20 protein-coding genes are annotated in these 21,570 nt (G+C 64.1%); 5 read left to right on the forward strand and 15 right to left on the reverse strand.

The features are described 5' to 3' along the window. The first annotated feature begins 141 nt into the window (after positions 1-141). Positions 142-486 carry a pilin assembly protein gene (locus DXK50_RS08285; protein WP_161865224.1) on the forward strand — a complete coding sequence of 115 codons (345 nt, stop codon included), beginning with the start codon at positions 142-144 and terminating at the stop codon, positions 484-486. 164 nt (positions 487-650) lie between these two features. Here DXK50_RS08285 and DXK50_RS08290 read toward each other — a convergent pair whose 3' ends face one another. Beyond that, positions 651-881: a hypothetical protein gene (locus DXK50_RS08290; RefSeq protein WP_212629965.1), complete on the reverse strand. Its 231-nt coding sequence runs from the start codon at positions 879-881 to the stop codon at positions 651-653. A 13-nt stretch (positions 882-894) separates the two neighbouring features. Between DXK50_RS08290 and DXK50_RS08295 the strand changes: the two genes are divergently transcribed. Continuing rightward, positions 895-1,308: a DUF4398 domain-containing protein gene (locus tag DXK50_RS08295; protein WP_233787592.1), complete on the forward strand. Its 414-nt coding sequence runs from the start codon at positions 895-897 to the stop codon at positions 1,306-1,308. Positions 1,309-1,355: 47 nt separating this feature from the next. Beyond that, a complete protein-coding gene (locus tag DXK50_RS08300; protein ID WP_161865226.1) occupies positions 1,356-2,141 on the forward strand; it encodes an OmpA family protein in 786 nt (261 codons plus the stop codon). A gap of 202 nt (positions 2,142-2,343) precedes the next feature. Here DXK50_RS08300 and DXK50_RS08305 read toward each other — a convergent pair whose 3' ends face one another. The 10 genes from DXK50_RS08305 to DXK50_RS08350 all read right to left on the reverse strand — a co-directional run bounded on the left by DXK50_RS08305 (position 2,344) and on the right by DXK50_RS08350 (position 12,485). After that, positions 2,344-2,667, reverse strand: coding sequence for a hypothetical protein (locus DXK50_RS08305; RefSeq protein WP_212629966.1), 324 nt, complete (start codon positions 2,665-2,667; stop codon positions 2,344-2,346). Continuing rightward, positions 2,664-3,557, reverse strand: coding sequence for an alpha/beta hydrolase (locus tag DXK50_RS08310; protein WP_212629967.1), 894 nt, complete (start codon positions 3,555-3,557; stop codon positions 2,664-2,666). The genes DXK50_RS08305 and DXK50_RS08310 overlap by 4 nt, the downstream gene beginning before the upstream one ends. Next, positions 3,547-4,293 carry a TIGR00266 family protein gene (locus tag DXK50_RS08315; RefSeq protein WP_013716783.1) on the reverse strand — a complete coding sequence of 249 codons (747 nt, stop codon included), beginning with the start codon at positions 4,291-4,293 and terminating at the stop codon, positions 3,547-3,549. The genes DXK50_RS08310 and DXK50_RS08315 overlap by 11 nt, the downstream gene beginning before the upstream one ends. A gap of 58 nt (positions 4,294-4,351) precedes the next feature. Further along, a complete protein-coding gene (locus DXK50_RS08320) occupies positions 4,352-5,641 on the reverse strand; it encodes a flavohemoglobin expression-modulating QEGLA motif protein (RefSeq protein ID WP_212629968.1) in 1,290 nt (429 codons plus the stop codon). 8 nt (positions 5,642-5,649) lie between these two features. After that, positions 5,650-6,201: a hypothetical protein gene (locus DXK50_RS08325; protein WP_013716785.1), complete on the reverse strand. Its 552-nt coding sequence runs from the start codon at positions 6,199-6,201 to the stop codon at positions 5,650-5,652. A 42-nt stretch (positions 6,202-6,243) separates the two neighbouring features. After that, positions 6,244-6,957, reverse strand: coding sequence for a TetR/AcrR family transcriptional regulator (locus tag DXK50_RS08330; RefSeq protein WP_212629969.1), 714 nt, complete (start codon positions 6,955-6,957; stop codon positions 6,244-6,246). 166 nt (positions 6,958-7,123) lie between these two features. After that, positions 7,124-8,626 (reverse strand): lysine--tRNA ligase, encoded by a 1,503-nt coding sequence (gene lysS, locus DXK50_RS08335; RefSeq protein ID WP_161865231.1) that lies wholly within the window; start codon positions 8,624-8,626, stop codon positions 7,124-7,126. A gap of 80 nt (positions 8,627-8,706) precedes the next feature. Next, positions 8,707-9,802, reverse strand: a protein-coding gene (prfB, locus tag DXK50_RS08340; RefSeq protein ID WP_161865232.1) for a peptide chain release factor 2 whose coding sequence is annotated in 2 segments (ribosomal slippage) — positions 8,707-9,729 and positions 9,731-9,802 — 1,095 coding nt in all. Because the reading frame shifts where the segments join, the coding sequence is not laid out codon by codon here. A 192-nt stretch (positions 9,803-9,994) separates the two neighbouring features. Continuing rightward, positions 9,995-11,668, reverse strand: a complete 1,674-nt coding sequence (locus DXK50_RS08345; protein ID WP_212629970.1) for a GMC family oxidoreductase — start codon at positions 11,666-11,668, stop codon at positions 9,995-9,997. Between the two features lie 82 nt (positions 11,669-11,750). After that, positions 11,751-12,485, reverse strand: a complete 735-nt coding sequence (locus tag DXK50_RS08350; RefSeq protein WP_212629971.1) for a tellurite resistance TerB family protein — start codon at positions 12,483-12,485, stop codon at positions 11,751-11,753. A 319-nt stretch (positions 12,486-12,804) separates the two neighbouring features. On the opposite strand from DXK50_RS08350, the gene dapA reads away from it, so the two are divergent. Further along, positions 12,805-13,674 carry a 4-hydroxy-tetrahydrodipicolinate synthase gene (gene dapA, locus DXK50_RS08355; RefSeq protein WP_212629972.1) on the forward strand — a complete coding sequence of 290 codons (870 nt, stop codon included), beginning with the start codon at positions 12,805-12,807 and terminating at the stop codon, positions 13,672-13,674. Here dapA and recJ read toward each other — a convergent pair. Together recJ and DXK50_RS08365 are read right to left on the reverse strand one after the other, a co-directional pair. Then, positions 13,671-15,380, reverse strand: a complete 1,710-nt coding sequence (recJ, locus tag DXK50_RS08360) for a single-stranded-DNA-specific exonuclease RecJ (protein ID WP_212629973.1) — start codon at positions 15,378-15,380, stop codon at positions 13,671-13,673. The two genes, dapA and recJ, sit on opposite strands and share 4 nt — an antisense overlap. A 291-nt stretch (positions 15,381-15,671) precedes the next feature. Continuing rightward, the gene (locus tag DXK50_RS08365) at positions 15,672-16,217 is read right to left on the reverse strand and encodes a YaeQ family protein (protein WP_212629974.1); all 546 of its coding nucleotides are present in this window, start codon (positions 16,215-16,217) and stop codon (positions 15,672-15,674) included. Positions 16,218-16,409: 192 nt separating this feature from the next. Here DXK50_RS08365 and DXK50_RS08370 point away from each other — a divergent pair, with 192 nt between their 5' ends. Then, on the forward strand, positions 16,410-18,164 hold the full coding sequence (locus DXK50_RS08370; protein ID WP_212629975.1) for a tetratricopeptide repeat protein: 1,755 nt from the start codon (positions 16,410-16,412) through the stop codon (positions 18,162-18,164). On the opposite strand, the gene DXK50_RS08375 is transcribed toward DXK50_RS08370, so the two are convergent. Both DXK50_RS08375 and DXK50_RS08380 read right to left on the reverse strand, forming a co-directional pair. Continuing rightward, a complete protein-coding gene (locus DXK50_RS08375) occupies positions 18,161-20,872 on the reverse strand; it encodes a DEAD/DEAH box helicase (protein WP_249186713.1) in 2,712 nt (903 codons plus the stop codon). The genes DXK50_RS08370 and DXK50_RS08375 overlap by 4 nt on opposite strands. Further along, entirely contained in the window at positions 20,872-21,561 is a 690-nt protein-coding gene (locus DXK50_RS08380) for a phospholipase D-like domain-containing protein (RefSeq protein ID WP_212629976.1), read from the reverse strand. Before DXK50_RS08380 ends, DXK50_RS08375 begins: the two co-directional genes overlap by 1 nt. Positions 21,562-21,570 lie beyond the last annotated feature (9 nt).

A 21,570-nucleotide genomic window follows, 5' to 3' on the forward strand; every position in this document is an offset into this window, starting at 1 on the left:
TTGTCAACAGAGTGCCCAGCGCGCCAACTTCTTACAAGGGTGCGACGCGTCCGAAGGTGGGGTTGAGCGCTGGGTCTAGGCTTGTTGACAGGTGCAGAGAGTCCAACCGGCATCGCCTGCCCCCCCGTAAGGAGCGACGACATGAGAATTCGCGAACTGGCAAAACACTGGGAACAGAATGCCAAGGGTCATCTGACTCCGACCCGCTATCACATTCATCTGGATGTCGAATCGGCAGCTCGCCTGGCGGCGCTTACCGAGATGTATCCCAAGCATCACAGCGAGGAATTGCTCGGCGAACTGATCGGCGCGGCGCTGGAAGAACTGGAGGCCAGCCTGCCCTATGTAAAGGGCAACAAGGTGGTGGCGCTGGATGAACAGGGCGATCCTCTCTATGAGGACATCGGTCCGACTCCGCGTTTCCTGGCGCTGTCGCGCAAATACCTGCGCGAGCTGAGCGAGTCGACCAAGGGCACCAGCCACTGACGCTGGCGGGTCGCACTCGTTCGATATACCGCTCAAGCTCGCTCGCTTAGTCTGTAGGGCGCTATCACCCGAATGCCTCTACGCGACAACTCCCCGGGGCTGTTCGTCTTAATCCGAACACTTGCCCCCGCCGCCTCTTGCCTGGACGAATCACACTGAACTCACTAGCGCCAAGGGTGGTGGATCTGTCCGCGCAGCTTTGCTGCCCGAACTAAAAGACTCGATAAATCAATTACTTGGCCGACATAAAATTCTCGGAATCGTGAGCACACTGTCATTTTTTCTGAACCATTCCAGAAATATTCAGGTCCCAAATTGCAGGCCGCCGTGGCAACACCATCACCCTCGGCAGGGGGCAGCACGGCGGGCAAGCTGTCACGGATATCGTCATTCATAGGAGTGTTTCAAATGGAGTTAGCCGCCATGAAGACCCGTATCGAGAAAGCCCCGCGCAACCGTCTGCAGGGGATCAAACTGGCCGCCGTGGTACTGGGCAGCAGCCTGGTGCTCGCTGGCTGCGCCGGTAACCCGCCTACCGAACAGTACGCCGTGACGCAGTCGGCCGTGAACGCGGCGATCAGCGCTGGTGGCACCGAATTCGCGGCCGTGGAAATGAAAGCCGCGCAAGACAAGCTCAAAGAAGCCGAGATCGCCATGCACGACGAGGACTACGAGAAAGCCCGCCGCTTGGCCGAACAGGCCGAATGGGATGCCCGAGTCGCCGAACGCAAGGCTCAGGCTGCCAAGGCCGAACAAGCACTGCAGGACGCCCGCCAGGGTGTTCAGGAACTGCGTGAGGAAGGCATGCGTAACGCTCAGTGAGCGACGTGCCACCCACCCATTCGCTGACAGATCAAAGGATGAACGCCATGCGTAAACACGTGATGATCCCCGCCCTTCTGGCCCTGAGCGTCGGCCTCGCCGCCTGCTCGCACCAACCCAACGCCAACCTGGAGTCGGCGCGCAGCAACTTCTCCTCGCTGCAGAGCGATCCGCAGGCGAGCAAGGTCGCCGCGCTGGAAACCAAGGAAGCCAAGGAATGGCTGGACAAGGCCGACAAGGCCTACCTGGACAAGGAAGACGAGAAGAAGGTCGACCAACTGGCCTATCTGACCAACAAGCGCGTCGAGGTGGCCAAACAGACCATCGCCCTGCGTACCGCCGAAGCCGAATTGAAGAACAGCTCGGCGCAGCGTGCCCAGGCCCTGCTCGATGCACGCGACGCCCAGATCCGCAAGCTGCAGGAAAGCCTCAATGCCAAGCAGACCGAGCGCGGCACTCTGGTGACCTTCGGTGACGTTCTGTTCGACTTCAACAAGGCCGAACTCAAGAGCAGCGCGCTGCCCAACATCACCCAGCTGGCGCGGTTCCTCCAGGAAAATCCGGAGCGCCAGGTGATCGTCGAGGGTTACACCGACAGCGTCGGCTCGGCCAGCTACAACCAAGGCCTGTCCGAGCGCCGCGCCGAGTCCGTGCGTCGTGCATTGATCCGTGCCGGTGTGGAGCCGACGCGCATCGTCGCTCAGGGCTACGGCAAGGAGTATCCGGTTGCGGATAACTCCACCGACTCCGGTCGCGCGCAGAACCGTCGCGTGGAGGTGACCATCTCCAACGACAACCAGCCTGTGGCTCCGCGCTCCTCTGCCGGCGCCTGATCGCAGCGTTGTAATGAAGAAACCCGCCTATCAGACCGTGTGAAAACGTAGCGAGCGAAGGTCAGGCAAGGCAAAAAACGGCGAAAAAGCGCAGTTTACGAGCTGTAAATGAGCATTTTGAGCCGTTTTTTTTCGCAGCATGGCCGAGCGCAGTAGTTTTCACACAGCCTGTGATGGCGGGTTTCTTTTTGGACGCCTGAGCTTACTCCTCCAGAGCCGGAGTCTCTTGCCCCATGCAACGCACGGCCTGCTTCTTGTTATCCACCAGCACGCCGGTCAGCCCTTTCTGCTGCAGGTCGAACAGCACCAGCACGCCGTCGATGCACTGCGCCACCTGGTTGGCCGGCTTCAGCGAAACCTTGTAGTCCTCGCCGGGGATGGTCTTGAGCATGGTGAAATCGGACAGCAGCAGGGCATCTTCCGGTTTGGCGAAATGCACATAGCCGTAGTACCAGAGCACGCCGATGGTGCCGACGATGCTGGCGACACCCGTGAGGATCAGAGGGATGGGATTGCGTTCGGTCATTGCGGACTCTCTGTTGCGGATTCGGTAGCCGGCCCCGACCGTTCGACGTAAGCCTGCGGCGCAGCGAAGAACGCCAGCAGCGATTGACGCCAGGCGGGCGCGGCGAAGGTTTGCACGTGCGGGCCACGGGTCGCCTGAAAGGCGCGTGGTGGGTGCGCAGCTTGATACAAACGCTGGCCATTGGAAAGCGGCACGATCGTATCGTCAACACTGTGATAGATCAGCAAGGGCGTGCCCTGGATTCGTTCGATGCTGTGAATCGCGCTGTCGCCGTCCGGCACCAGCCAGGACAGCGCCATCTGCAACGGCCAGGTCAGCCAGCTCCTGCTCAGGGCATAGCGGCCGACATCGCGGTAACTGGCCGGCACACCATCGAGCGCGATGGCCTGCAAGCTCGACCGGCGCTCGGGTTGCTGCGCCAGGTAATGCACACCGAGGGCACCGCCAAGGCTCTGCCCCAGCAGGAACAGCGGCTTGCCCTCGACCTGCGGCGCCTGGTCGAGCCAGGTGAAGGCCGCGTCGATATCCTGATAGACCTCCGGTAAACGTGGTTTGCCCTCGGACAGGCCATAGCCTCGGTAATCCAGCATAAGCACCTGGTAGCCCTGCTCCGGCAGCCAGTGCACACCGCCCAGGTGCCAGGCCAGGTTGCCGCCATTGCCGTGCAGGTGCAGCACCGTGCCCTTGACCGCGACACCAGCCTTGGCCGGCAGCCACCAGGCGTGCAGTCGGGTGCCATCGGCGGCATGCAGTTCGATGTCGCGGTATTCAAGGCCGGCACGCTCCGGGGTGATCGGCAGCCCCGGCTCGGGATAGAACAGCAGACCGCTGCAACCGGCCAGCCACAGGCTGGCCAGCACAAACGCCAGCGTCCTTAGGCTACTTGCCACCGGCACGCACCTCTTCGCGCGCCTGTACGGTCGCCGCATAGACGCGCTCGGCCAGGCGCGAGAACGGTAGGCTCTGAATCCACACCGTGCCGGTGCCCTTGAGCGTAGTCAGCAGGATCCCTTCGCCGCCGAACAGCATGCTTTTCAGCCCGCCGGCCAGGGCGATGTCGTAGTCGATGCCGCTGCTGAAGGCCACCAGGCAACCGGTGTCCAGGCGCAGGGTTTCGTTGTTCAGTTCCTTGCGGATTACCGTGCCGCCGGCATGCACGAAGGCCAGGCCATCGCCTTCGAGCTTCTGCAGGATGAAACCCTCGCCGCCGAAAAAGCCGGCGCCCAGACGCTTGGCGAAACTGATGCCTATGCTGGTGCCGTGCGCCGCACAGAGAAAGGCATCCTTCTGGCAGACCAGCCGGCCGCCGATCTTCGCCAGATCGATGGGCACAACCGTGCCCGGATAAGGCGCGGCGAAGGCGACCCGCGCCTGGCGCTTGCCGGCGTTGCTGAAGTGGGTCATGAACAACGACTCGCCGGTGAGCATGCGCTTGCCGACGCTCCACAGCTTGCCCAGCAGACCACTGGACGAACCATCGCCCATGCGCGTTTCGAAGCGCACACCGTCGGTCATGTAGTTCATCGCCCCGGCCTCGGCGATCACCGTCTCGCCGGGGTCGAGGATGATTTCCACCGATTGCGCCGATGCACCGAGGATTTCGTATTCGAGTTGATGGCTTGCCACGTTTTGCTCTCCGCAATTCCCGGATTTCATCCGGGCGACACCTTGCCGCCTGCTGCCGCTAGAGAATATTGGCGTAGTCCGCCTCGATGCGATCCAGACTCAGGTGGTTGAGGAAGTTGGAGAAACACATCCAGGCCGACAGCGCGTTCATGTCCTGGAATTGCGGCGGCAGGTACTTGGGCGGCAGCACCAGGCCCTCGTCCACCAGTTTGCGCAGGGTGCGCATGTCTTCCAGCGTGGTCTTGCCACAGAACAGCAGCGGAATCTGCTCCAGCTTGCCTTTGCGCACCGCCAGCTGGATGTAGTTGTAGATCAGGATGAAACCCTTCAGATACGACAGGTCCTTGGTGAACGGCAGGCCATTCGGCAAGGAGCCGCGGAACACCCGGCTGGCATTGCTGTAGCCGCCCTCCAGGCCATAGCCCTGCTCGCGGAAGAACTCGAAGACCTCGAGAAAGTCAGCGCCCTCCTCCGCCATGTGGATGGCACGGGTGCGGTTGGTCAGCTTGCGCAGACGCGTCGGGTACGAGGCGAAGGCGATCACCTCCATGAGGATCGCCAGGCCTTCCTGGGTCACGGTCGACGAGGGCGGGCCCTTGGCCAGGAAGGTACAGATCGGCTGGTTCAGACCATTGAGCGTGGTACCCACGTGCACCAGACCCTCGTGCACTTCCAGCGCTTTGACGTCGCGTTCATTGAAGCGCGCATCGCTGCGAATCTTGATGTAGTCGGCACCGGCCGCGGCGTCGGCGAGGATGCCGTCGGACTCGAACACGCGAATGGTGTCGTCGCCGAACACGCCCGCCAGGCGCTGCTGCAGGATATTCACCGCGTCGCTGGCGCCAAGCACCTTGGGCTCGTCTTCCAGATCGCCACGTGCGGCGATGTTGTTGAGGTAGTCCGAGAGCATCAGGCCAAGATCGGCCAGGGTCGGGTCACCGGCATGAAAGGCATCGGAAGCCGCGCCATAGAGCTCCTGACTGATCAGGCCGAAATCCTCGGTGCCGCGTGCTTCGAGCATGCGGATGACCATGCGGTATTCCTTGCACATGCGCCGCATGATCTGCCCGACCGGGTTGAACTGGCCGAGCTGGCGGGTGATGTCGCGCTCGATGTTCTGGAATTCCAGCTTCTTCGCCGCGGCATCGAAGGCCAGCGGCCGGCTCAGGTAGTAGTCGCGGTCCACCGCCGGCGGCTGCTTGCCCTTGGCCTTGAGAAAGCCATCGCGGATGCCGTCGTCCCACTTCACCGCATCGAGCACGCGGATGGGGGTCTGCGCCTCGACGATACGGTCGCTGAGGGCGCGAATGCAGAGTTGATAGTCGTCCAGTTTTTGCTGGCTGTTCATTGCGATTCCTATTCGGCCACTCGCTGGTAACGCGCGACTTCGACGAACAGATCGGCATTGGCCGGGTCGTCGAGGTAGGCGAACACCTTGTCCAGCGGGCTGGTGATCAGTGCGCCATCCGCTTCGGGCATGGCGACGGTCTGCCCTTCCAGCAGGCCCTTGTCCATGTCCTGCAGGATGCGCTCGGTATCGAGGTTGTACACCACCAGCTCGTTGTCACGGGTCAATTCGAAACCGGCGATGGCGAAGTTGGCGCCCAGGCTTTTCGGCAGGCCGGCCGAGAGATACCAGCGGCGACCATGGTGGGCGACGGTAAAGCCGAACTCTTCGAGGCTGCTCACGTTATCCGGGCTGCCTTCATAGATACGCGCTTCATAGAGGTTGGAGCCGGCTCGGGTGATCTCCAGATACAACTGATCACCCCACTCGTCCTGCCGGGTCCACTCGCCCAGCAGCGGGATGGGCGCGGCCTCGTTGGCCGGGATCGGGTCCTTGAAGGTGACTAGGCAACCACTCAATAGCAGGAAGGACAGGGCGACCATTACGCGCCAGGCTTTCATTACGCTCTCCTTGTGCAGGCCGTTCGACCCGATGATCGACGCTTACAGCCCCAGAACCAGATTCATGTAACGCTTAAGGATGGCCAGCATTCCCTGGCTGTCCAGATGATCCACGCCGTCCAGCAGGCCCTGATACTCCATCCGCACGATGGTGGCCGTCAACAGCACGGCATCCTGCTCGGGCTGGCGCGAGCCAAGCACTTCGAAGAAGTGGGTCACACCCTGCTGCAGAATCTGCCGATGGGCCCGCACCAGCTCACGCAGACGCGGATTGAGCAGCGCCTCCTGCTGGAACGCCTGTTCGGCGATCAGATGATCGCGGCGCTCGCGCAACTGGCGCTGCACGTACTGCACCGCCAGCTCGGCGATTTCCTCGGCCAGTTGCCGGCGTGCCTGCTCGCTGCCATCCAGGCGCCCGACCATCTCCTCCAGCGTACCCTGGGTACTGGCCCAGAAAGCCGCCATCTGCGCCGCGCTGCGCTCGACGAACTGGGCAAAGGTATCGGTGATTAGGTCATCGATGTCCTTGAAATAGTAGGTCGTGGCCGACAATGGCACCTGCGCCTCGGCGGCTACCGCACGATGGCGCACGGCGCGTACGCCCTCACGCACGACGATGCGCATGGCGGCATCGAGAATCGCCTGGCGGCGCTGCTCGCTGCCCTGGCGACTGGCCTTGCGGCCCTGGTACTGGACGCTTTCGGCAACGGCATTGGCAGCATGGGAGGCTTTCGGGGACACAGGTACGGAGCTCACGGTAGATCGTTCCTCTACGCTCTGGTTGTGGCAAGGAGAGTAATGGGTTGGACAGGCAACCAAAAGGCCGCGTTTCGCTTGCCAGCCCGCCACCCGGAGAAAGCCCCCCGAATGCCCGAGTCACAGACAGAAAAAAGCCGCCCGAGGGCGGCTTTCCGTATTGCCGTCAGGCCTGCGGGCGCATATGCGGGAACAGGATGACGTCGCGGATCGACGGCGAGTTGGTCAGCAGCATCACCAGGCGGTCGATGCCGATGCCTTCACCGGCGGTGGGCGGCATGCCGTACTCCAGGGCGCGCACGAAGTCGGCGTCGTAGTGCATGGCCTCGTCGTCACCGGCATCCTTCTCGGCCACCTGGGCGAGGAAGCGCTCGGCCTGATCCTCGGCGTCGTTGAGCTCGGAGTAGGCGTTGGCGATCTCGCGGCCACCGATGAACAGCTCGAAGCGGTCGGTGACGTTGGGGTTCTGGTCATTGCGACGGGCCAGCGGCGAGACCTCGAACGGATACTCGGTGATGAAGTGCGGCTGCTCCAGCTTGCTCTCCACCAGTTCCTCGAAAATCATCACCTGCAGCTTGCCCAGACCTTCGTGGCCGAGCACCTTGGCGCCGGCCTTCTTGGCGATGGCGCGGGCCTTGTCGACGTCGTTCAGGTCAGCCTCGGTGATGTCCGGGTTGTACTTGAGGATCGAGTCGTACACAGACAGGCGCACGAACGGCTCGCCGAAGTGGAACACCTTGTCGCCGTAGGGCACGTCGGTGCTGCCCAGCACGGCCAGGGCCAGTTCGCGGAACAGCTCCTCGGTCAGGTCCATGTTGTCGCGGTAGTCGGCGTAGGCCTGGTAGAACTCGAGCATGGTGAACTCGGGGTTGTGCCGGGTCGAAACGCCTTCGTTACGGAAGTTGCGGTTGATCTCGAAGACTTTCTCGAAGCCACCGACCACCAGACGCTTGAGGTACAGCTCCGGGGCGATACGCAGGAACATGGCCATGTCCAGCGCGTTGTGGTGAGTCTCGAACGGCTTGGCCGCCGCGCCGCCGGGGATGGTCTGCAGCATCGGGGTTTCCACTTCGAGGAAACCGCGCTCGTTGAGGAAACGACGGATATGCGCGATCACCTGCGAGCGCACGCGGAAGGTGTGGCGCACTTCTTCGTTGACGATCAGGTCGACGTAACGCTGGCGGTAGCGCTGCTCGGTGTCGGTCAGGCCATGGTGCTTGTCCGGCAGCGGGCGCAGCGACTTGGTCAGCAGACGCACGTTGTGCATGTCGACGTACAGGTCGCCCTTGCCGGAACGAGCCAGCGTGCCCTCGGCAGCGATGATGTCGCCCAGGTCGAAGTGCTTGACCGCTTCCAGTTGCTCGGCCGGCAGGGTCTTGCGGTTGACATAGACCTGCAGACGCCCGGAGGTGTCCTGCAGCACCATGAAGGCGCCACGGTTGAGCATGATACGACCGGCCACCTTGACCGGGATGGCAGCGGCCTCCAGCTCTTCCTTGCTCTTGCCCTCGTACTGTTTCTGCAGGTCGGCGCACAGGCTGTCACGGCGGAAATCGTTGGGGAAGGCAATGCCCTGCTCACGGACGGCAGCAAGCTTTTCCTTGCGCTGGGCAATCAGCTTGTTTTCTTCCTGTTGCAGTTCGTTGTGGTCGAGTTGTTGGTCGCTCATGGTCGCTTTATCTGCCTGGCGTGTCGTACAAAATTTGAGCAGGCGCCGGCTGACCGGCGCCCACGGATGGGTTACTGGGCTTACAGGCCCTGCTTGAGGCTGGCCTCGAGATAGCCGTCGAGGTCGCCATCGAGCACCTTCTGGCAGTCGCTGCGTTCGACGCCGGTACGCAGGTCCTTGATGCGCGAATCATCGAGCACGTAGGAGCGAATCTGATGGCCCCAGCCGATATCCGACTTGCTGTCTTCCAGCGCCTGCGAGGCCGCATTGCGCTTCTGCATCTCCAGCTCGTACAACTTGGCCCGCAGCATCTTCATCGCGGTGTCCTTGTTGGCGTGCTGAGAACGTTCGTTCTGGCAGGCCACCACGGTGTTGGTCGGCACGTGGGTGATACGCACCGCCGAATCGGTGGTGTTTACGTGCTGACCACCGGCGCCGGAGGAGCGGTAGGTGTCGATACGCAGGTCGGACGGGTTGATCTCGATGTCCACCTTGTCGTCGATTTCGGGGGACACGAACACCGCCGAGAAGGAGGTGTGGCGACGCGCGCCGGAGTCGAACGGGCTCTTGCGCACCAGGCGGTGCACGCCGATCTCGGTACGCAGCCAGCCGAAGGCGTACTCGCCCTTGATGTGCACGGTGGCGCCCTTGATGCCGGCGACTTCGCCTTCGGACAGCTCGACGATCTCGGCACTGAAGCCGCGCTTGTCGGCCCAGCGCAGGTACATGCGCAGCAGGATGTTGGCCCAGTCCTGGGCTTCGGTGCCGCCGGAACCGGCCTGGATATCCAGGTAGCAGTTGTTCGGGTCCATCTCGCCGCTGAACATGCGGCGGAATTCCAGCTTCTCGAGGATTTCGCGCAGGCGCTCGACTTCGGCGACGATGTCGCTGACCGCACCTTCGTCGTTCTCTTCGGCGGCCATTTCCAGCAGATCCCTGGAATCGGCCAGACTGCCGGTGAGGTCGTCGATGGTTTCGACGATCTGCGCCAGCATGGCGCGCTCACGGCCCAGGGCCTGGGCGTACTCGGGCTTGTTCCAGACGCTGGCGTCCTCCAGCTCGCGGTTTACTTCGACCAGACGATCATGCTTGTGATCGTAGTCAAAGATACCCCCTAATTGACTGGGTACGTTCGGACAGGTCCTTGATGGCGTTGAGGATCGGATTGATTTCCATGGTAGTCGGCGCTCGCGGCAAATCGGACGGAAAAGCCGGCGATTATACCCGAGCCGCCACGGCCTGGCAGCCCGTTCAGGCTGATCGATCAGCGATCTCTGGATCAACGGCGCAGTTCTTGGCACGCCCCGCGCAAAGGACAGCACAAAGCCAACAGCTTCGCCCCGAGGCGGGGCTCCTACACAAAGCAGCTCACGCCTCCCGTAGGAGCGGCGCCTCGCCGCGAACCTGCAATTGCACGGCCGGCAGCACAGGACGCAGCGCGTCCTCCTTGATCATCTGCGCGGCCTTCTCCGCGATCATCAACACCGGCGAGCAGGTATTGCCCGAGACGATGGTCGGCATGATCGACGCATCGACTACCCGCAAACCGGCGATACCGTGCACGCGCAAGCGGGCATCGACCACCGCACCCTGCCCCTGCCCCATCGCGCAGGTGCCCACCGGGTGGAAGATGGTGGTGCCTATCTCCCCCGCAGCGCGCTGCAGGTCTTCCTCGCTCTGGTAATCCGGCCCGGGCTTGTACTCCTGCGGCCGGTAGCCGGCCAATGCCGGCGCGGCAACGATGCGCCGGGTCAGGCGGATGGCATCGGCCGCCACCTGCAGGTCGCGCTCGTCGCTCAGGTAGTTGGGCTGGATCGATGGCGCGACGGCAGCATCAACCGAAGTGATCGCGACACGCCCACGACTGTGCGGGCGCAGGTTGCACACCGAGGCGGTAAAGGCCGGGAAATCGTGCAGGGGCTCGCCAAAGCGCTCCAGCGACAGCGGCTGCACGTGATACTGCAGGTTGGCACGCGCCTGGCCGGGGTCGGATTTGGCGAAGGCGCCCAATTGACTGGGCGCCATGGACAGCGGCCCACTGCGCTTGAGCAGGTATTCCAGGCCCATGCCCAGCTTGCCCCAGGGTGTGGCGACGATGCGATTGAGCGTCTTCACCCCCTCGACGCGGTAGATCAGGCGCAATTGCAGGTGATCCTGCAGGTTCTCGCCGACGCCCGACAGCTCATGCTTCACGCCGATGCCGAGCCGTTCGAGCAGCGGCCGCGGACCGATGCCCGAACGCTGCAGCAAGGCCGGCGAACCGATGGCGCCAGCGCAGAGAACGATCTCGCGGCGTGCCCTGACCCGCAGGACCTGCCCCTGCCAACGCAGATGCAAGGTGCTGGCGCGGCCGCCCTGCAATTCCAGGCGCTCGGCTTCGGCGCCGGTCAGCACCTGCAGATTGGCGCGCTGGCGTATGTCTCGAAGAAAGGCCTTGGACGCATTCCAGCGCACGCCGCGCCGCTGGTTGACTTGAAAATAGCTGCAGCCTTCGTTGTCGCCGCCATTGAAGTCATCGACGCTGGCAATGCCGCTCTGCGCCGCCGCCGCACGAAAGGCCTCGAGAATGTCCCAGGACAGACGCTGGCGCTCGACCCGCCACTCGCCGTCGCCGCCATGCAGGTCGCTGGCGCCGGCAAAGTGATTTTCCGAACGTTTGAACAGCGGCAGCACGTCGCGCCAGGCCCAGCCAGGATTGCCGGCCGCCGCCCAGCCATCGTAATCCGCCGCCTGGCCACGCATGTAGATCATGCCATTGATCGAAGAACAGCCGCCGAGCACACGCCCACGCGGGTACTTGAGACTGCGACCGTGCAGGCCGGGGTCGGCCTCGGTGCTGTAGCACCAGTCGGTACGGGGGTTGCCGATGCAGTAGAGGTAGCCGACCGGAATATGGATCCAGGGGTAGTTGTCGCGCCCGCCTGCCTCGATCAGCAGCACGCTGACGCCAGGGTCGGCAGACAGCCGATTGGCCAGCAGGCAGCCGGCCGGGCCGGCACCGACGATCAGGTAGTCATAGGCATCCAGGGGCGCTTGCGACATGGGCATCCTCGCGTGTCGTTCTTGTCGTTGGCCTTCAGCCTAAAACAAGCCGGGCGCGAGGATGAATGATCTTTTGGTCTGATCAGACGCGCTGCAGCTCGAGCCGCACCTGTGCCTCCAACTCGCTCTTCAGCGCCGGCGGCAACTGCAGCTGGCGCGCCAGCTCTTCGAGGTAGGTACGCTCCATGAAGTGCTCCTCGTCCACCATCAGCACGCTCGCCAGGTACATTTCCGCAGCCATTTCCGGCGTGCTGGCGGCACGCGCAACATCGGCGGGGTCCAGCGGCTTGTTCAGCTCGGCGTGCAGCCAGGCTTGCAGCTCGGCGTCCTGCGCCAGCTTGCCGAGCTCCTCCTCGATCAACTGCCGCTCGCGATCATCGACATGACCATCGGCCTTGGCCGCCGCCACCAGGGCCTTGAGGATGGCCCGGCTGTGCTGCTCGGCCTGCGGCGCAGGCAGGCGATCGAGCGTCTGCGGCTCGACTGGCTGCGCACCACCCTGCTGGGCCTGTTGCGCCTGCCAGTTGCCGTAGGCCTTGTAGGCCAGCACGCCAAGCGCAGCCAGGCCGCCATAGACCGCCACCTTGCCGCCGACCTTGCGCACCCGTTTGTTGCCCAGCAGCATGGCCAACGCAGCACCACCGCCGGCGCCCTTGAGCATCGAGCCGAGATCGCTGCCACCGCTCTTGCCCGCGCCACCGCCGAGCAGGCCACCCAGCGCGCCGCCCAGCCCGGAAGAGGCTCCACCAGCACCTTTCTGTTGCAGCATCTCCTGACCGGATTTGAGCAGTTGATCGAGCAAGCCACGGGTATTCATCGCGCATTCTCCTGAGGAAATCTCGCCGAGTGTAGGCCTCGGCCATTGGCCCGGCAGCCGCCTGAATGCTTCCAGATATTACCGCCGGGGCCGCTTGACAGCCGCGCAGACGTCCAAGCACTGCTCCCAGGTTCCATGACCTGCCAGTGCGCGTGCGTCGTCGTTGCCAAGAAATCCAAGAAACAGTCGCTCATTTGACCGGGGCGTGCTGTCCCGTCAGATGGGCTGACAGGACAAGCGCCAGGTTCAATCCCCTTCCCGCTCGTATCCCGCACCCTCCCTGACGGCGACCCGACGGTCAGTCGCAAGGAGTTTTCGCATGTCCGCTTTTCAGGGTATCTGGGTGGCGCTGGTCACCCCCTTTCGCAACGGCGAGATCGATTTCGCCAGCCTCGACCGCCTGACAGCCAGGCTGCTGGGGGACGGTGTCGCGGGTTTGGTGGTCTGCGGCACCACCGGCGAAGCCGCCGCGCTGAGCCAGGCCGAGCAGTTGGCGGTGCTGGATGCCGTGCTCCAGCGCGTCCCCGCAGACCGCGTCATCATGGGCCTGGCCGGTAACCAGCTAAATGCGCTGCTCGACCTGCAACGGGAAATCCAGCGCCGCACGCTGGCCGGCCTGCTGGTACCGGCGCCCTACTACATTCGCCCGTCGCAAGCGGGGCTGGAGCACTTCTTCAGTACACTGGCCGACGCCGCCGAGGTACCGCTGGTGCTCTACGACATCCCCTACCGCACAGGGGTGCGCATCGAGCGCGAAACCCTGCGACGCATCGTCCGCCATCCCAATATCCAGGCCATCAAGGACTGTTCAGGCGATGCCGAAACCACCATGGCGCTGATCGCCGATGGCCAGGTGCAGGTGCTGGCCGGCGAGGACGTGCAGATCTTCAATACCCTGTGTCTGGGTGGCGCAGGCGCCATCTCGGCCTCCGCGCATATTCGCGCCGACCTGTACGTGGCCATGCAGCAGCGCGTGGCACAAGGCGATCTGCAAGGCGCACGGCAGTTGCACTATCGCCTGTTGCCCTGGATGCAGGCGGCTTTCGCCGAAGCCAACCCTTCGGCGATCAAGGCGGCGCTGGCGATGCAGGGGCTGATCGATGATGAAGCGCCGCGGGCACCATTGCTGCCCTGCACCGCCGAGACGCGTCAGCGCATGCAGGAGGTATTGGCCCACCTCGCGAGTTAGCGCGGGGCGATATGCGCCACCATCAACTGCACGCTCTCGTTGCCGCGGAACTCGTTGAGGTCGAGCTTGTAGGCCACTTCGGCCCAGCGCAGCGTCGGGTTGGGCCAGACCTCGCGGTCGATGTTGAAGGCGATGCCGTCGAGCTGCACGCTGCCGCACTCGGTCTTGAGCACCAGCTTCAGGTGCCGCTCGCCGACGATGCGCTGGCCCACGATCTGGAACACGCCATGGAACAGCGGCTCGGGGAAGTGCTGGCCCCAGGGCCCGGCGTTGCGCAGGGCACGGGCCAGTTCCAGGTGGAATTCGGTGGCGTCGAGCTGGCCGTCGGACAGCAGGCGACCGGTCAGGTCGTCCTCGCACAGCTGGCGGCGCACCTCGGCATCGAAGGCGGCGGCGAAGGCGCCGAAGTTCTCCTGCGGCAACGACAGGCCGGCGGCCATGGCATGCCCGCCGAACTTGCTGATCAGCCCTGGATGCTTGGCCGCCACGGCGTCCAGCGCATCGCGGATATGCAGCCCCGGCACCGAGCGTGCCGAGCCCTTGAGGAGCCCATCACCGGCATCGGCGAAGGCGATGACCGGGCGGTGATAGCGTTCCTTCAGGCGCGAGGCGAGGATGCCGATCACCCCCTGGTGCCAGTCCGGTTCGAACAGGCACAGGCCGAACGGCATGTCCTGCAGCTGCAGGTCCTTGAGCTGGGCCAGCGCCTCGCGCTGCATGCCCTGTTCGATGGCCTTGCGGTCCTGGTTGAGCTGATCGAGCTGCACCGCCATGTCGCGGGCCAGCGCCTCGTCGTCGCAGAGCAGGCATTCGATGCCCAGGCTCATGTCGTCCAGGCGCCCGGCTGCATTCAGTCGCGGGCCGAGGATGAAACCGAGATCGGTGGAAGTGATGCGCCGGTGGTCGCGCCCGGCCACTTCGAGTATCGCGCGCAGCCCGGGCCGCGCCCGACCGGCACGAATACGCGCCAGGCCCTGGTGCACCAGGATGCGGTTGTTGGCATCCAGCGGCACCACATCGGCGACGCTGCCGAGTGCCACCAGATCGAGCAGCTCGCCCAGGTTCGGCTCCTGGCGGCTGGCGAACCAGCCCAGCTCGCGCAGGCGCGCACGCAGCGCCAGCAGCACGTAGAACATCACCCCGACACCGGCCATGGCCTTGCTCGGGAACTCGCAGCCCGGCTGGTTGGGGTTGACGATGGCATCGGCCGCGGGCAATTCCGGCCCTGGCAGGTGATGGTCGGTGACCAGCACCTTGAGCCCCGCCGCCTTGGCAGCAGCCACGCCGTCGACGCTGGAGATGCCGTTGTCCACAGTCAGCAGCAGGTCGGGCTGACGCTCCAGCGCCACGGCGACGATTTCCGGCGTCAGGCCATAGCCGTACTCGAAGCGGTTCGGCACCAGATAATCCACATGCGCAGCGCCGAGCAGACGCAGGCCGAGCACGCCGACCGAGCTGGCGGTGGCGCCATCGGCATCGAAGTCGCCAACGATAAGGATGCGCTGACGCTGCGCCAGCGCCTCGACCAGCAGCTCGACAGCTGCGTCGATGCCTTTCAGCTGCCGGTACGGAATCAGCCGCGCCAGCCCCTTGTCCAGCTCCTCGGCGGACTGCACGCCACGGGCAGCGTAGAGACGGGTGAGCAACGGCGGCAGGTTGCCCAGGTCGGGCAGTTGCGCGGGTAAGGGACGGGATTCGATACGCATGTTCGGTCTATTTCAATGGGGACGGTTTTTCTCCCCTCTCCCGCTTGCGGGAGAGGGGCCGGGGGAGAGGGTCAATCCAGCAACACCGAGCCACCGAAGTCCCCCTCTCCCTAGCCCTCTCCCCGAGGGGAGAGGGAACTGCGATCCAAGGCGTGCAAAACCATTTTCCGGATTGCATCCGGGCTACGGCTTCACCGCTCGCCGGCCAGATTCGTAGGGTGGACGGCGCTTCATCCGTCCACCTTGCACTTGTGGTGGACGAAAAGAGCGTCATCCACCCTACGCTACTCATCAAGCTCCGCGTTCGCCAGCCAGCCACTCCAGCGGAATCTCGTGCTGGCCGCGCTCGTCGGTGACGAACAATTCGCCATCGCTGATCATCACGCTCCAGGACAGCGAACGCGGGAGGTCCTGTGCGAGGTCGGCCAGTGCCTCCTGGCCCAGGGCGACCACGTTGATGTTCTTCAGGCTGCGCACCGGGTCGAGGCACTTGCCCTGCCACACGCGCAGATTGCCGTAGGCCACCAGGCTGAACTTCTCGGTACGCCGCGAGCACCAGGTGATGCGCTCGCTGTCCGGTTGCCCGACCTCGATCCAGTGCAGCACGCGATCGTCCAGACTCTTTTCCCACAACGCAGGCTCATCGACATCCGACAGGCCGCGACCGAACGCCAGTTGCTCGTGATAGAACAACGCGTAGGCGATCAACCGCGCGGCCAGGCGCTCTTCGGTCTCCGAGGGATGGCGGGCAACGGTGAAGCGCAGGTTCTCGTAGACGCTGCGATCCATGTCGGTGAGGTTCAGTTCGATCTTGTAGGTGGTCGATGGCAGGGCCATGGCGGGCTTCTTGACTGGTCGGGAAGGCGGCAAGTCTACCGCGAATCAACATCGCCATGCCGATGCAGCAATGAACGGGTTGGCAAATGCCCCGATACGCGGTTGTCAGCATGGCAGTGGATCCGTATAAACCCGACGCAAAGCTCATCCTGGACGGATGGTGCCAGCGGGCGAATCAAACAAGGAGGTGTCGTGGAAGCTTTTATCATTCTGGTGCTAGTGGTTCTCATCGCGTTCAGACTCGCCGAGTCGTTCAGCAAAGAAGACGAAGAGGTGCACCTGGATTTCTCGGGTCACTCGGCCCGCATCACCCCCACAGACGCCGCACAGATCAATCGCATCAGCATCCTGAGTCTCAGCGCACCGGAGCTGGCCTTGCAGGTCGCCTCGCGCCTGTGGGGAGATGCCTGGCATATCGCTCACGTGTCTCTGTGCAGCGTACTGCTGAAACTGGGCAGGGAAGAGGAAGCGCTCAAACTGCTCTCGAGTCTCGAGGCCCCCTACGCCCAAAAGGCACTGGAAGAGATGCTGCAGCACCTGATCGACGAAGGCCAGGTCGACAAGGCTATCGAGATGAAAACTCGCCTGCCTGCACAACGCCTCAGCCTGCCGCTGCTGGATGCAGAATTGCTGCTGGCCGAGGGTAAAGCGGACGAAGCACGCAGCGTGCTGGCTGCCCTGGCGCAGAGCGATCACCTCGACGCCAGCCAGCTAATCGATCTCGCTCGCCTGCAGCAGCGCTGCGAGATGCCCGACGCGGCTCAGGCAAGTCTTGCCAGGGCCGAAGTCGCATTGAATGCCGAAGAACAGAGTTCGATTATCCAATGGCGGCCCTTCATGCAGGCGCTGGCCGAGTTTCAGCGCTATGGGCAACTGCTTCAACTCGCCGAACGAAGCGAGGAGGACAAGCGCTTCATCGCCCAGCTGTTGCTGGATCAGGGGCAGTACGAGCACTGTCTGACCCTGCTTGGTTCGCTCGACTCATCGGCCGCCTACCTGCTGGATTACGAAAAGCTGCTCGACCAGTTGCTGGATGACCAGCGCCATGACCTGGCACAAGAGCTGCTGGCCAACGCGACCGGAAGCACCCATTCGATTCTGCTGGAGCACTACCTGGACTGGCACGCCCGGCGAGGCGACACCCAACAGGCGCAGAAACTGCTGGACAAGGAAACACCGCGTCTGGAACCCGCCACGCTCAACTGGCTTCTGCTCAACCTGGCGCAACGCCACTTACAAAGCCAGCCGTATTGGACCGCAGACCTGCTACGCCAGTCCGATCGCCTGGTGAGCAGCCGCAAGGGGCAGCCTGAGTGGCCATTCATGCGCCTGCTGCACCTGCAACACCTGCTCAAGGAACAGGCCGGACGCTCCCTGAGCCAGCGCGATAGCTGGACGGTCCGCAACCACCTGGAAGAGATCGCCAAGCTGCACGCCCAACTCGAGTTCGACGACGCCCTGTCCGAGCGAATTCATCATTGTGAGCTGCTGCAGGCACTGGGTGAGTCGGAGCAGGCTCGGACGCTGGCGCAAGAGATCGAGCGACAACTGCGCGATGCGCAGTTCCCGGAAGAGGACGATCAGGGCTTCTACTGCGATGAGTTCGTCACCGTCATGATCAGACTCGGCGCGCTGGACACTGCCAGGAAACTGCTCGAGGAAGGCCTGGCCAGCGACTGGCAGGAGGAGCCGTTGCTACAGGCCCATGTCGAAGCAGACCGACTGGAAGAAGCCGTGGAGCTGATCGGCTTCAAAACGCTCATCGGGCATGCTGACGCCCCTATAAACGCGCTACACCAACGTATCCTGTCCCTCGCCGAGCAGGACAAACAACGCAGCCAACGGCTGCAGCAGCGCCTGCTCGAGCGCCTGGATGACGACAAGACCTGGAAAACCTTGGGCTTGATCAGCCAGGGCCAGCGCAACGAGACCCTGTGCGCTATCTAAAGCCGCGCCAGTATCGCCTCCAACGCCTGCTGCGGGGCCTCGCGCCAGAGGCCGTAGCTCAGCGGCAGGGTTTCCAGACCGGCGCGCGTCAGCACCAGATAGCGCTCCAGCTCGAGGAAGCCCTCGCCCTCCCCCGGAAAGCCGATCAGGTCGATGGCCAGGCATTTGTCGCCACGGCGGCAGAACAGGTCCAGTACCTGGCCAGCCAGCGGATAGTGGTTCCAGACGCTGACGCCGCGGGCCTGCAGCGCTTCGCATAGCGTCTGCCGCGCCGCATCGGTGGCACCGGGTTGCCAGATCGCACCGGGCTTCTCGAGGTACTCCAGATAACGACGTAGCAGGTGCGTGGCCGGCAGGTGGCGCTCGTCGCCACTGAACAGCAACACCTGGCGCTCGCGGGCGCGGGTGATGGCGACGTTGAACAGGTCGGCGCGATTCAGATAGGCCGCAGCCTGGCTCGACTCGCTATCGATGGCGAAGCTGAGGATCATCAGGTCGCGCTCCTCGCCCTGGAATCCATAGGGCGTATCCACCAGCAGGCGGAACTCGCGCAATTGCTCCAGCGGCAGGGTTTCGCCGATGCGCGCGCGGATGCGTTCGACCTGATCGCGAAACGGTGACAGCACGCCGATGCTGGGTTTGAGCGGGCTGCCTAGGTACTCGGCCAGATGCGCCGTGATCAGTGCCAGCACCCGCTCCACTTCCACCTCGTTGACACCATTGCGCCCACGCCGACCCTCGATGCGCAGCAGCTGCAGGCTGTCGCAGGCATCGAAGCCAGGGCGCTCCTTCATCACTCGCAGACGCCGGTCGTAGAACAATTCGTTGCTGAAGCGGATCAGCGCCGGGCGGCTGCGAAAGTGTTCGTCGAGAAACACCACGGCGTCCTGGCTGGCCAGTTGCAGGCCGACCAGGTCCAGCACGCTATTGTCTCGGTAGCTCCAGGCCTCTCGCTCTTCGGCCTGCAGACCGGCACGCTGCAGCAGTTGCGTTTTGCGTACACGGGAAAGAAAGGAAATGTGCCGCAGCTGACGCGCGTCGCCGGTGACCACGGCGCGTTTGCAGCGCTGGAAGGCCGGCAGCGCCGAGGCGATGTCGCACTGGGTCGCCTCGTCCATCACCATTACGTCGAACAGTTCCGGGCGCAGCGGCAACAGCCGGTGCAGCTCGTCCAGCGTCACCACCCAGATCGGGAAGGCGGCCAGCAGGCGCGCCGGGTCGATATCCTCGAACAAGGCCAACTGGCGCTGCGAGTTGCGCGCGCGAATGGCCTGATTGTAGCGCACGAACAGCCCACGGTCGGTCATCAAAAGACGTTTGAGCGCCAGGCTGCGATGGCTGTTGAGGTGTTCGCGACTGAGCAACTGCCGGCGCCGCTGGCCATCGCGCAACTCGTCCAGCAACGCCCAGGGGCGTACGCTGGCACCAACCCGTTTGCGCACCCAGGGCACCTGCAGCCAGCGCTGCCAGAAGGCCAGGCTGCCGCGTTCGGCGCGCAACAAGAGACGGCTCCAGCGCACGGCCTGCTCGCAGCGCTTGCGGAAGTCCGCCGAGAGGCGCCGCTCGGCCTGGGTCAGCACCTCCAGCTCGCTGCGCTGACGCGCCTCGAGCTGCTCGGAGACCTCCGGAATCTCGCCCTGCAGCATGCGCTGCAGACGCTCGCGCAGGGCCTGGCGCAGGCTCTGGCCATCGCCTTCGAGCACGCCGTCACGCAGGCCGAAATCCTCGCGCAGTTTGTGCGCGATGACCCGCACCGCCTGTACGCTGCGGCTGACCAGCAGCACGCTCTCGCCCTGCAGGTAGCGATCCAGCGCCAGGGCCGCCAGGCTGTAGCTCTTGCCGGTACCGGGCGGGCCGGAAACCTGGCTCAGCGGATAGCGCGCGGCATTGGCCAACGCCCGGCATTGGGCCGCGCTGAGTTGCGCCGGCAGGCGCTGCGGCGCGCTGATCGAGCCCGTGGACTGCAAGGCAGGCACTTCACCGAGCAGCTGCAACAAGGCCGGCGAAAGCTGCTCGGCCTCCTGCAGCAGCTGCAGCTCATGGGCGATACCGCGGCTGCCGCTGCCGCGCGGCACCAGGGCGACGAAGGCACCGGACTGCAGCGACAGGCTGCGGCGACGCTGAGCCTTGGCCAAGGTATCGGCCTCTGCCAACAGCGGGAAGCCTGCGGCTTCGCTGACCTCGCCCACCTGCGTATTGCGCTCTACCCAGGCCAGCAGCTGCCCCAGCGAGGCAGCGTCCAGTATGCCGGCCGGCAGCGGCAGATCATCGAGGCTATCGTTGCCGCTCTCATCGAACAGACGGCGCAGCAGCCGCCAGTTGCCATGGGCGCGCTGCACGTCGATGGCGAGCATCTGGCTCTGCCCGTCGGCCGTCGCCTGCAGGCTGGCCTCGTAATAGAACAACGGGCCGCAGATCGCCTGCGCAGCACCGCTTTCCACTTGCAGCCGGCCACAGATCGGCAGCACGCCGTAGACCAGTTGCAGTTCGCGTTGATACAGCGCCTGCGCCTCGGCCAGGTTGCGGCCCAGCTCGGCCGCCAATGGCAGCAGCGGCATGCCGCCGCTGGCTAGCTCCTCGCGCCCATCGAGCCAGGCCCAGCGATTGGCGGGCAGCTTGCTCAGGTTGTCCAGATCCAGATCGCGGCTGTCGGCCAGGTAGCAACTGCGATAGAAGCCGAGCAGCTGGCGCGCGTGAGGGTGCTCCATCAGTTGCCTGCGTAGCGCGCCCAGAGCGCGTCGAATTCACGGGTATAAGCCGCGACCAGCTGCGGATGGTCGATTACCAGCAGGTTTTCCTCGTTGCTGGTGGTGGCACTGCGCGTCCAGTTGAAGCTGCCATTGAGCAGCAGGCGCCCGTCGAACAGGGCGAACTTGTGGTGCATGTGGAAGGGGCCGGCGTCGATGCGCAGCGGCACGCCCTTGTCGCGCAGCCACTGAATGTCGCTGCCTTCGTCGAACTGCTTTTCGTTGTCGCTGATCACCCGCACGGCGATACCACGCTGATGACAGGCGAGCACTTCCTCGCTGAGTTGATCGTCGGAGATGGTGTAGACGCAGATATCCACGCTGCTGCGCGCCTGGCGGCACAGCTCGCAAATCTTGCGCCGGCAGCTCTCGCCCGGACTGAAGTGGGCGCTCGCATGTTCCACGCGCGGCGCGCTGCCGACGCTGTCGAGGGTCTTGATCACCTGCTCCAGCCACTTCAGCACCGGTTCGACGTTGGCCGGCTCGCGCATCAGCTCACGGGCCAGGGCGAAGGCGCGGTTGCGCATGAAGCGCACCTGGTCAGTGCTCAGCTCGCTGCCCAGCTGGCGCAGCTCGTCGCGTTCCTCGTTGCTCAGACGCAGGTCGGCCAGGCTGTCGCGCAGTTGCTGATCGAGGCGGTTGAAATCCATTAAAAGTCC

Source organism: Pseudomonas sp. KB-10 (assembly GCF_018221585.1).
GTDB lineage: Bacteria > Pseudomonadota > Gammaproteobacteria > Pseudomonadales > Pseudomonadaceae > Aquipseudomonas > Aquipseudomonas yangonensis.

Excerpts from the sequence above, each read along its gene's own strand:
- DXK50_RS08285 (WP_161865224.1), top strand. The coding sequence starts at position 142 with ATGAGAATTCGCGAACTGGCAAAACACTGGGAACAGAATGCCAAGGGT.
- DXK50_RS08290 (WP_212629965.1), bottom strand. The coding sequence starts at position 881 with ATGAATGACGATATCCGTGACAGCTTGCCCGCCGTGCTGCCCCCTGCC.
- DXK50_RS08295 (WP_233787592.1), top strand. The coding sequence starts at position 895 with ATGGAGTTAGCCGCCATGAAGACCCGTATCGAGAAAGCCCCGCGCAAC.
- DXK50_RS08300 (WP_161865226.1), top strand. The coding sequence starts at position 1,356 with ATGCGTAAACACGTGATGATCCCCGCCCTTCTGGCCCTGAGCGTCGGC.
- DXK50_RS08305 (WP_212629966.1), bottom strand. The coding sequence starts at position 2,667 with ATGACCGAACGCAATCCCATCCCTCTGATCCTCACGGGTGTCGCCAGC.
- DXK50_RS08320 (WP_212629968.1), bottom strand. The coding sequence starts at position 5,641 with ATGAACAGCCAGCAAAAACTGGACGACTATCAACTCTGCATTCGCGCC.
- DXK50_RS08325 (WP_013716785.1), bottom strand. The coding sequence starts at position 6,201 with ATGAAAGCCTGGCGCGTAATGGTCGCCCTGTCCTTCCTGCTATTGAGT.
- lysS (WP_161865231.1), bottom strand. The coding sequence starts at position 8,626 with ATGAGCGACCAACAACTCGACCACAACGAACTGCAACAGGAAGAAAAC.
- DXK50_RS08345 (WP_212629970.1), bottom strand. The coding sequence starts at position 11,668 with ATGTCGCAAGCGCCCCTGGATGCCTATGACTACCTGATCGTCGGTGCC.
- DXK50_RS08350 (WP_212629971.1), bottom strand. The coding sequence starts at position 12,485 with ATGAATACCCGTGGCTTGCTCGATCAACTGCTCAAATCCGGTCAGGAG.
- dapA (WP_212629972.1), top strand. The coding sequence starts at position 12,805 with ATGTCCGCTTTTCAGGGTATCTGGGTGGCGCTGGTCACCCCCTTTCGC.
- recJ (WP_212629973.1), bottom strand. The coding sequence starts at position 15,380 with ATGCGTATCGAATCCCGTCCCTTACCCGCGCAACTGCCCGACCTGGGC.
- DXK50_RS08365 (WP_212629974.1), bottom strand. The coding sequence starts at position 16,217 with ATGGCCCTGCCATCGACCACCTACAAGATCGAACTGAACCTCACCGAC.
- DXK50_RS08375 (WP_249186713.1), bottom strand. The coding sequence starts at position 20,872 with ATGGAGCACCCTCACGCGCGCCAGCTGCTCGGCTTCTATCGCAGTTGC.
- DXK50_RS08380 (WP_212629976.1), bottom strand. The coding sequence starts at position 21,561 with ATGGATTTCAACCGCCTCGATCAGCAACTGCGCGACAGCCTGGCCGAC.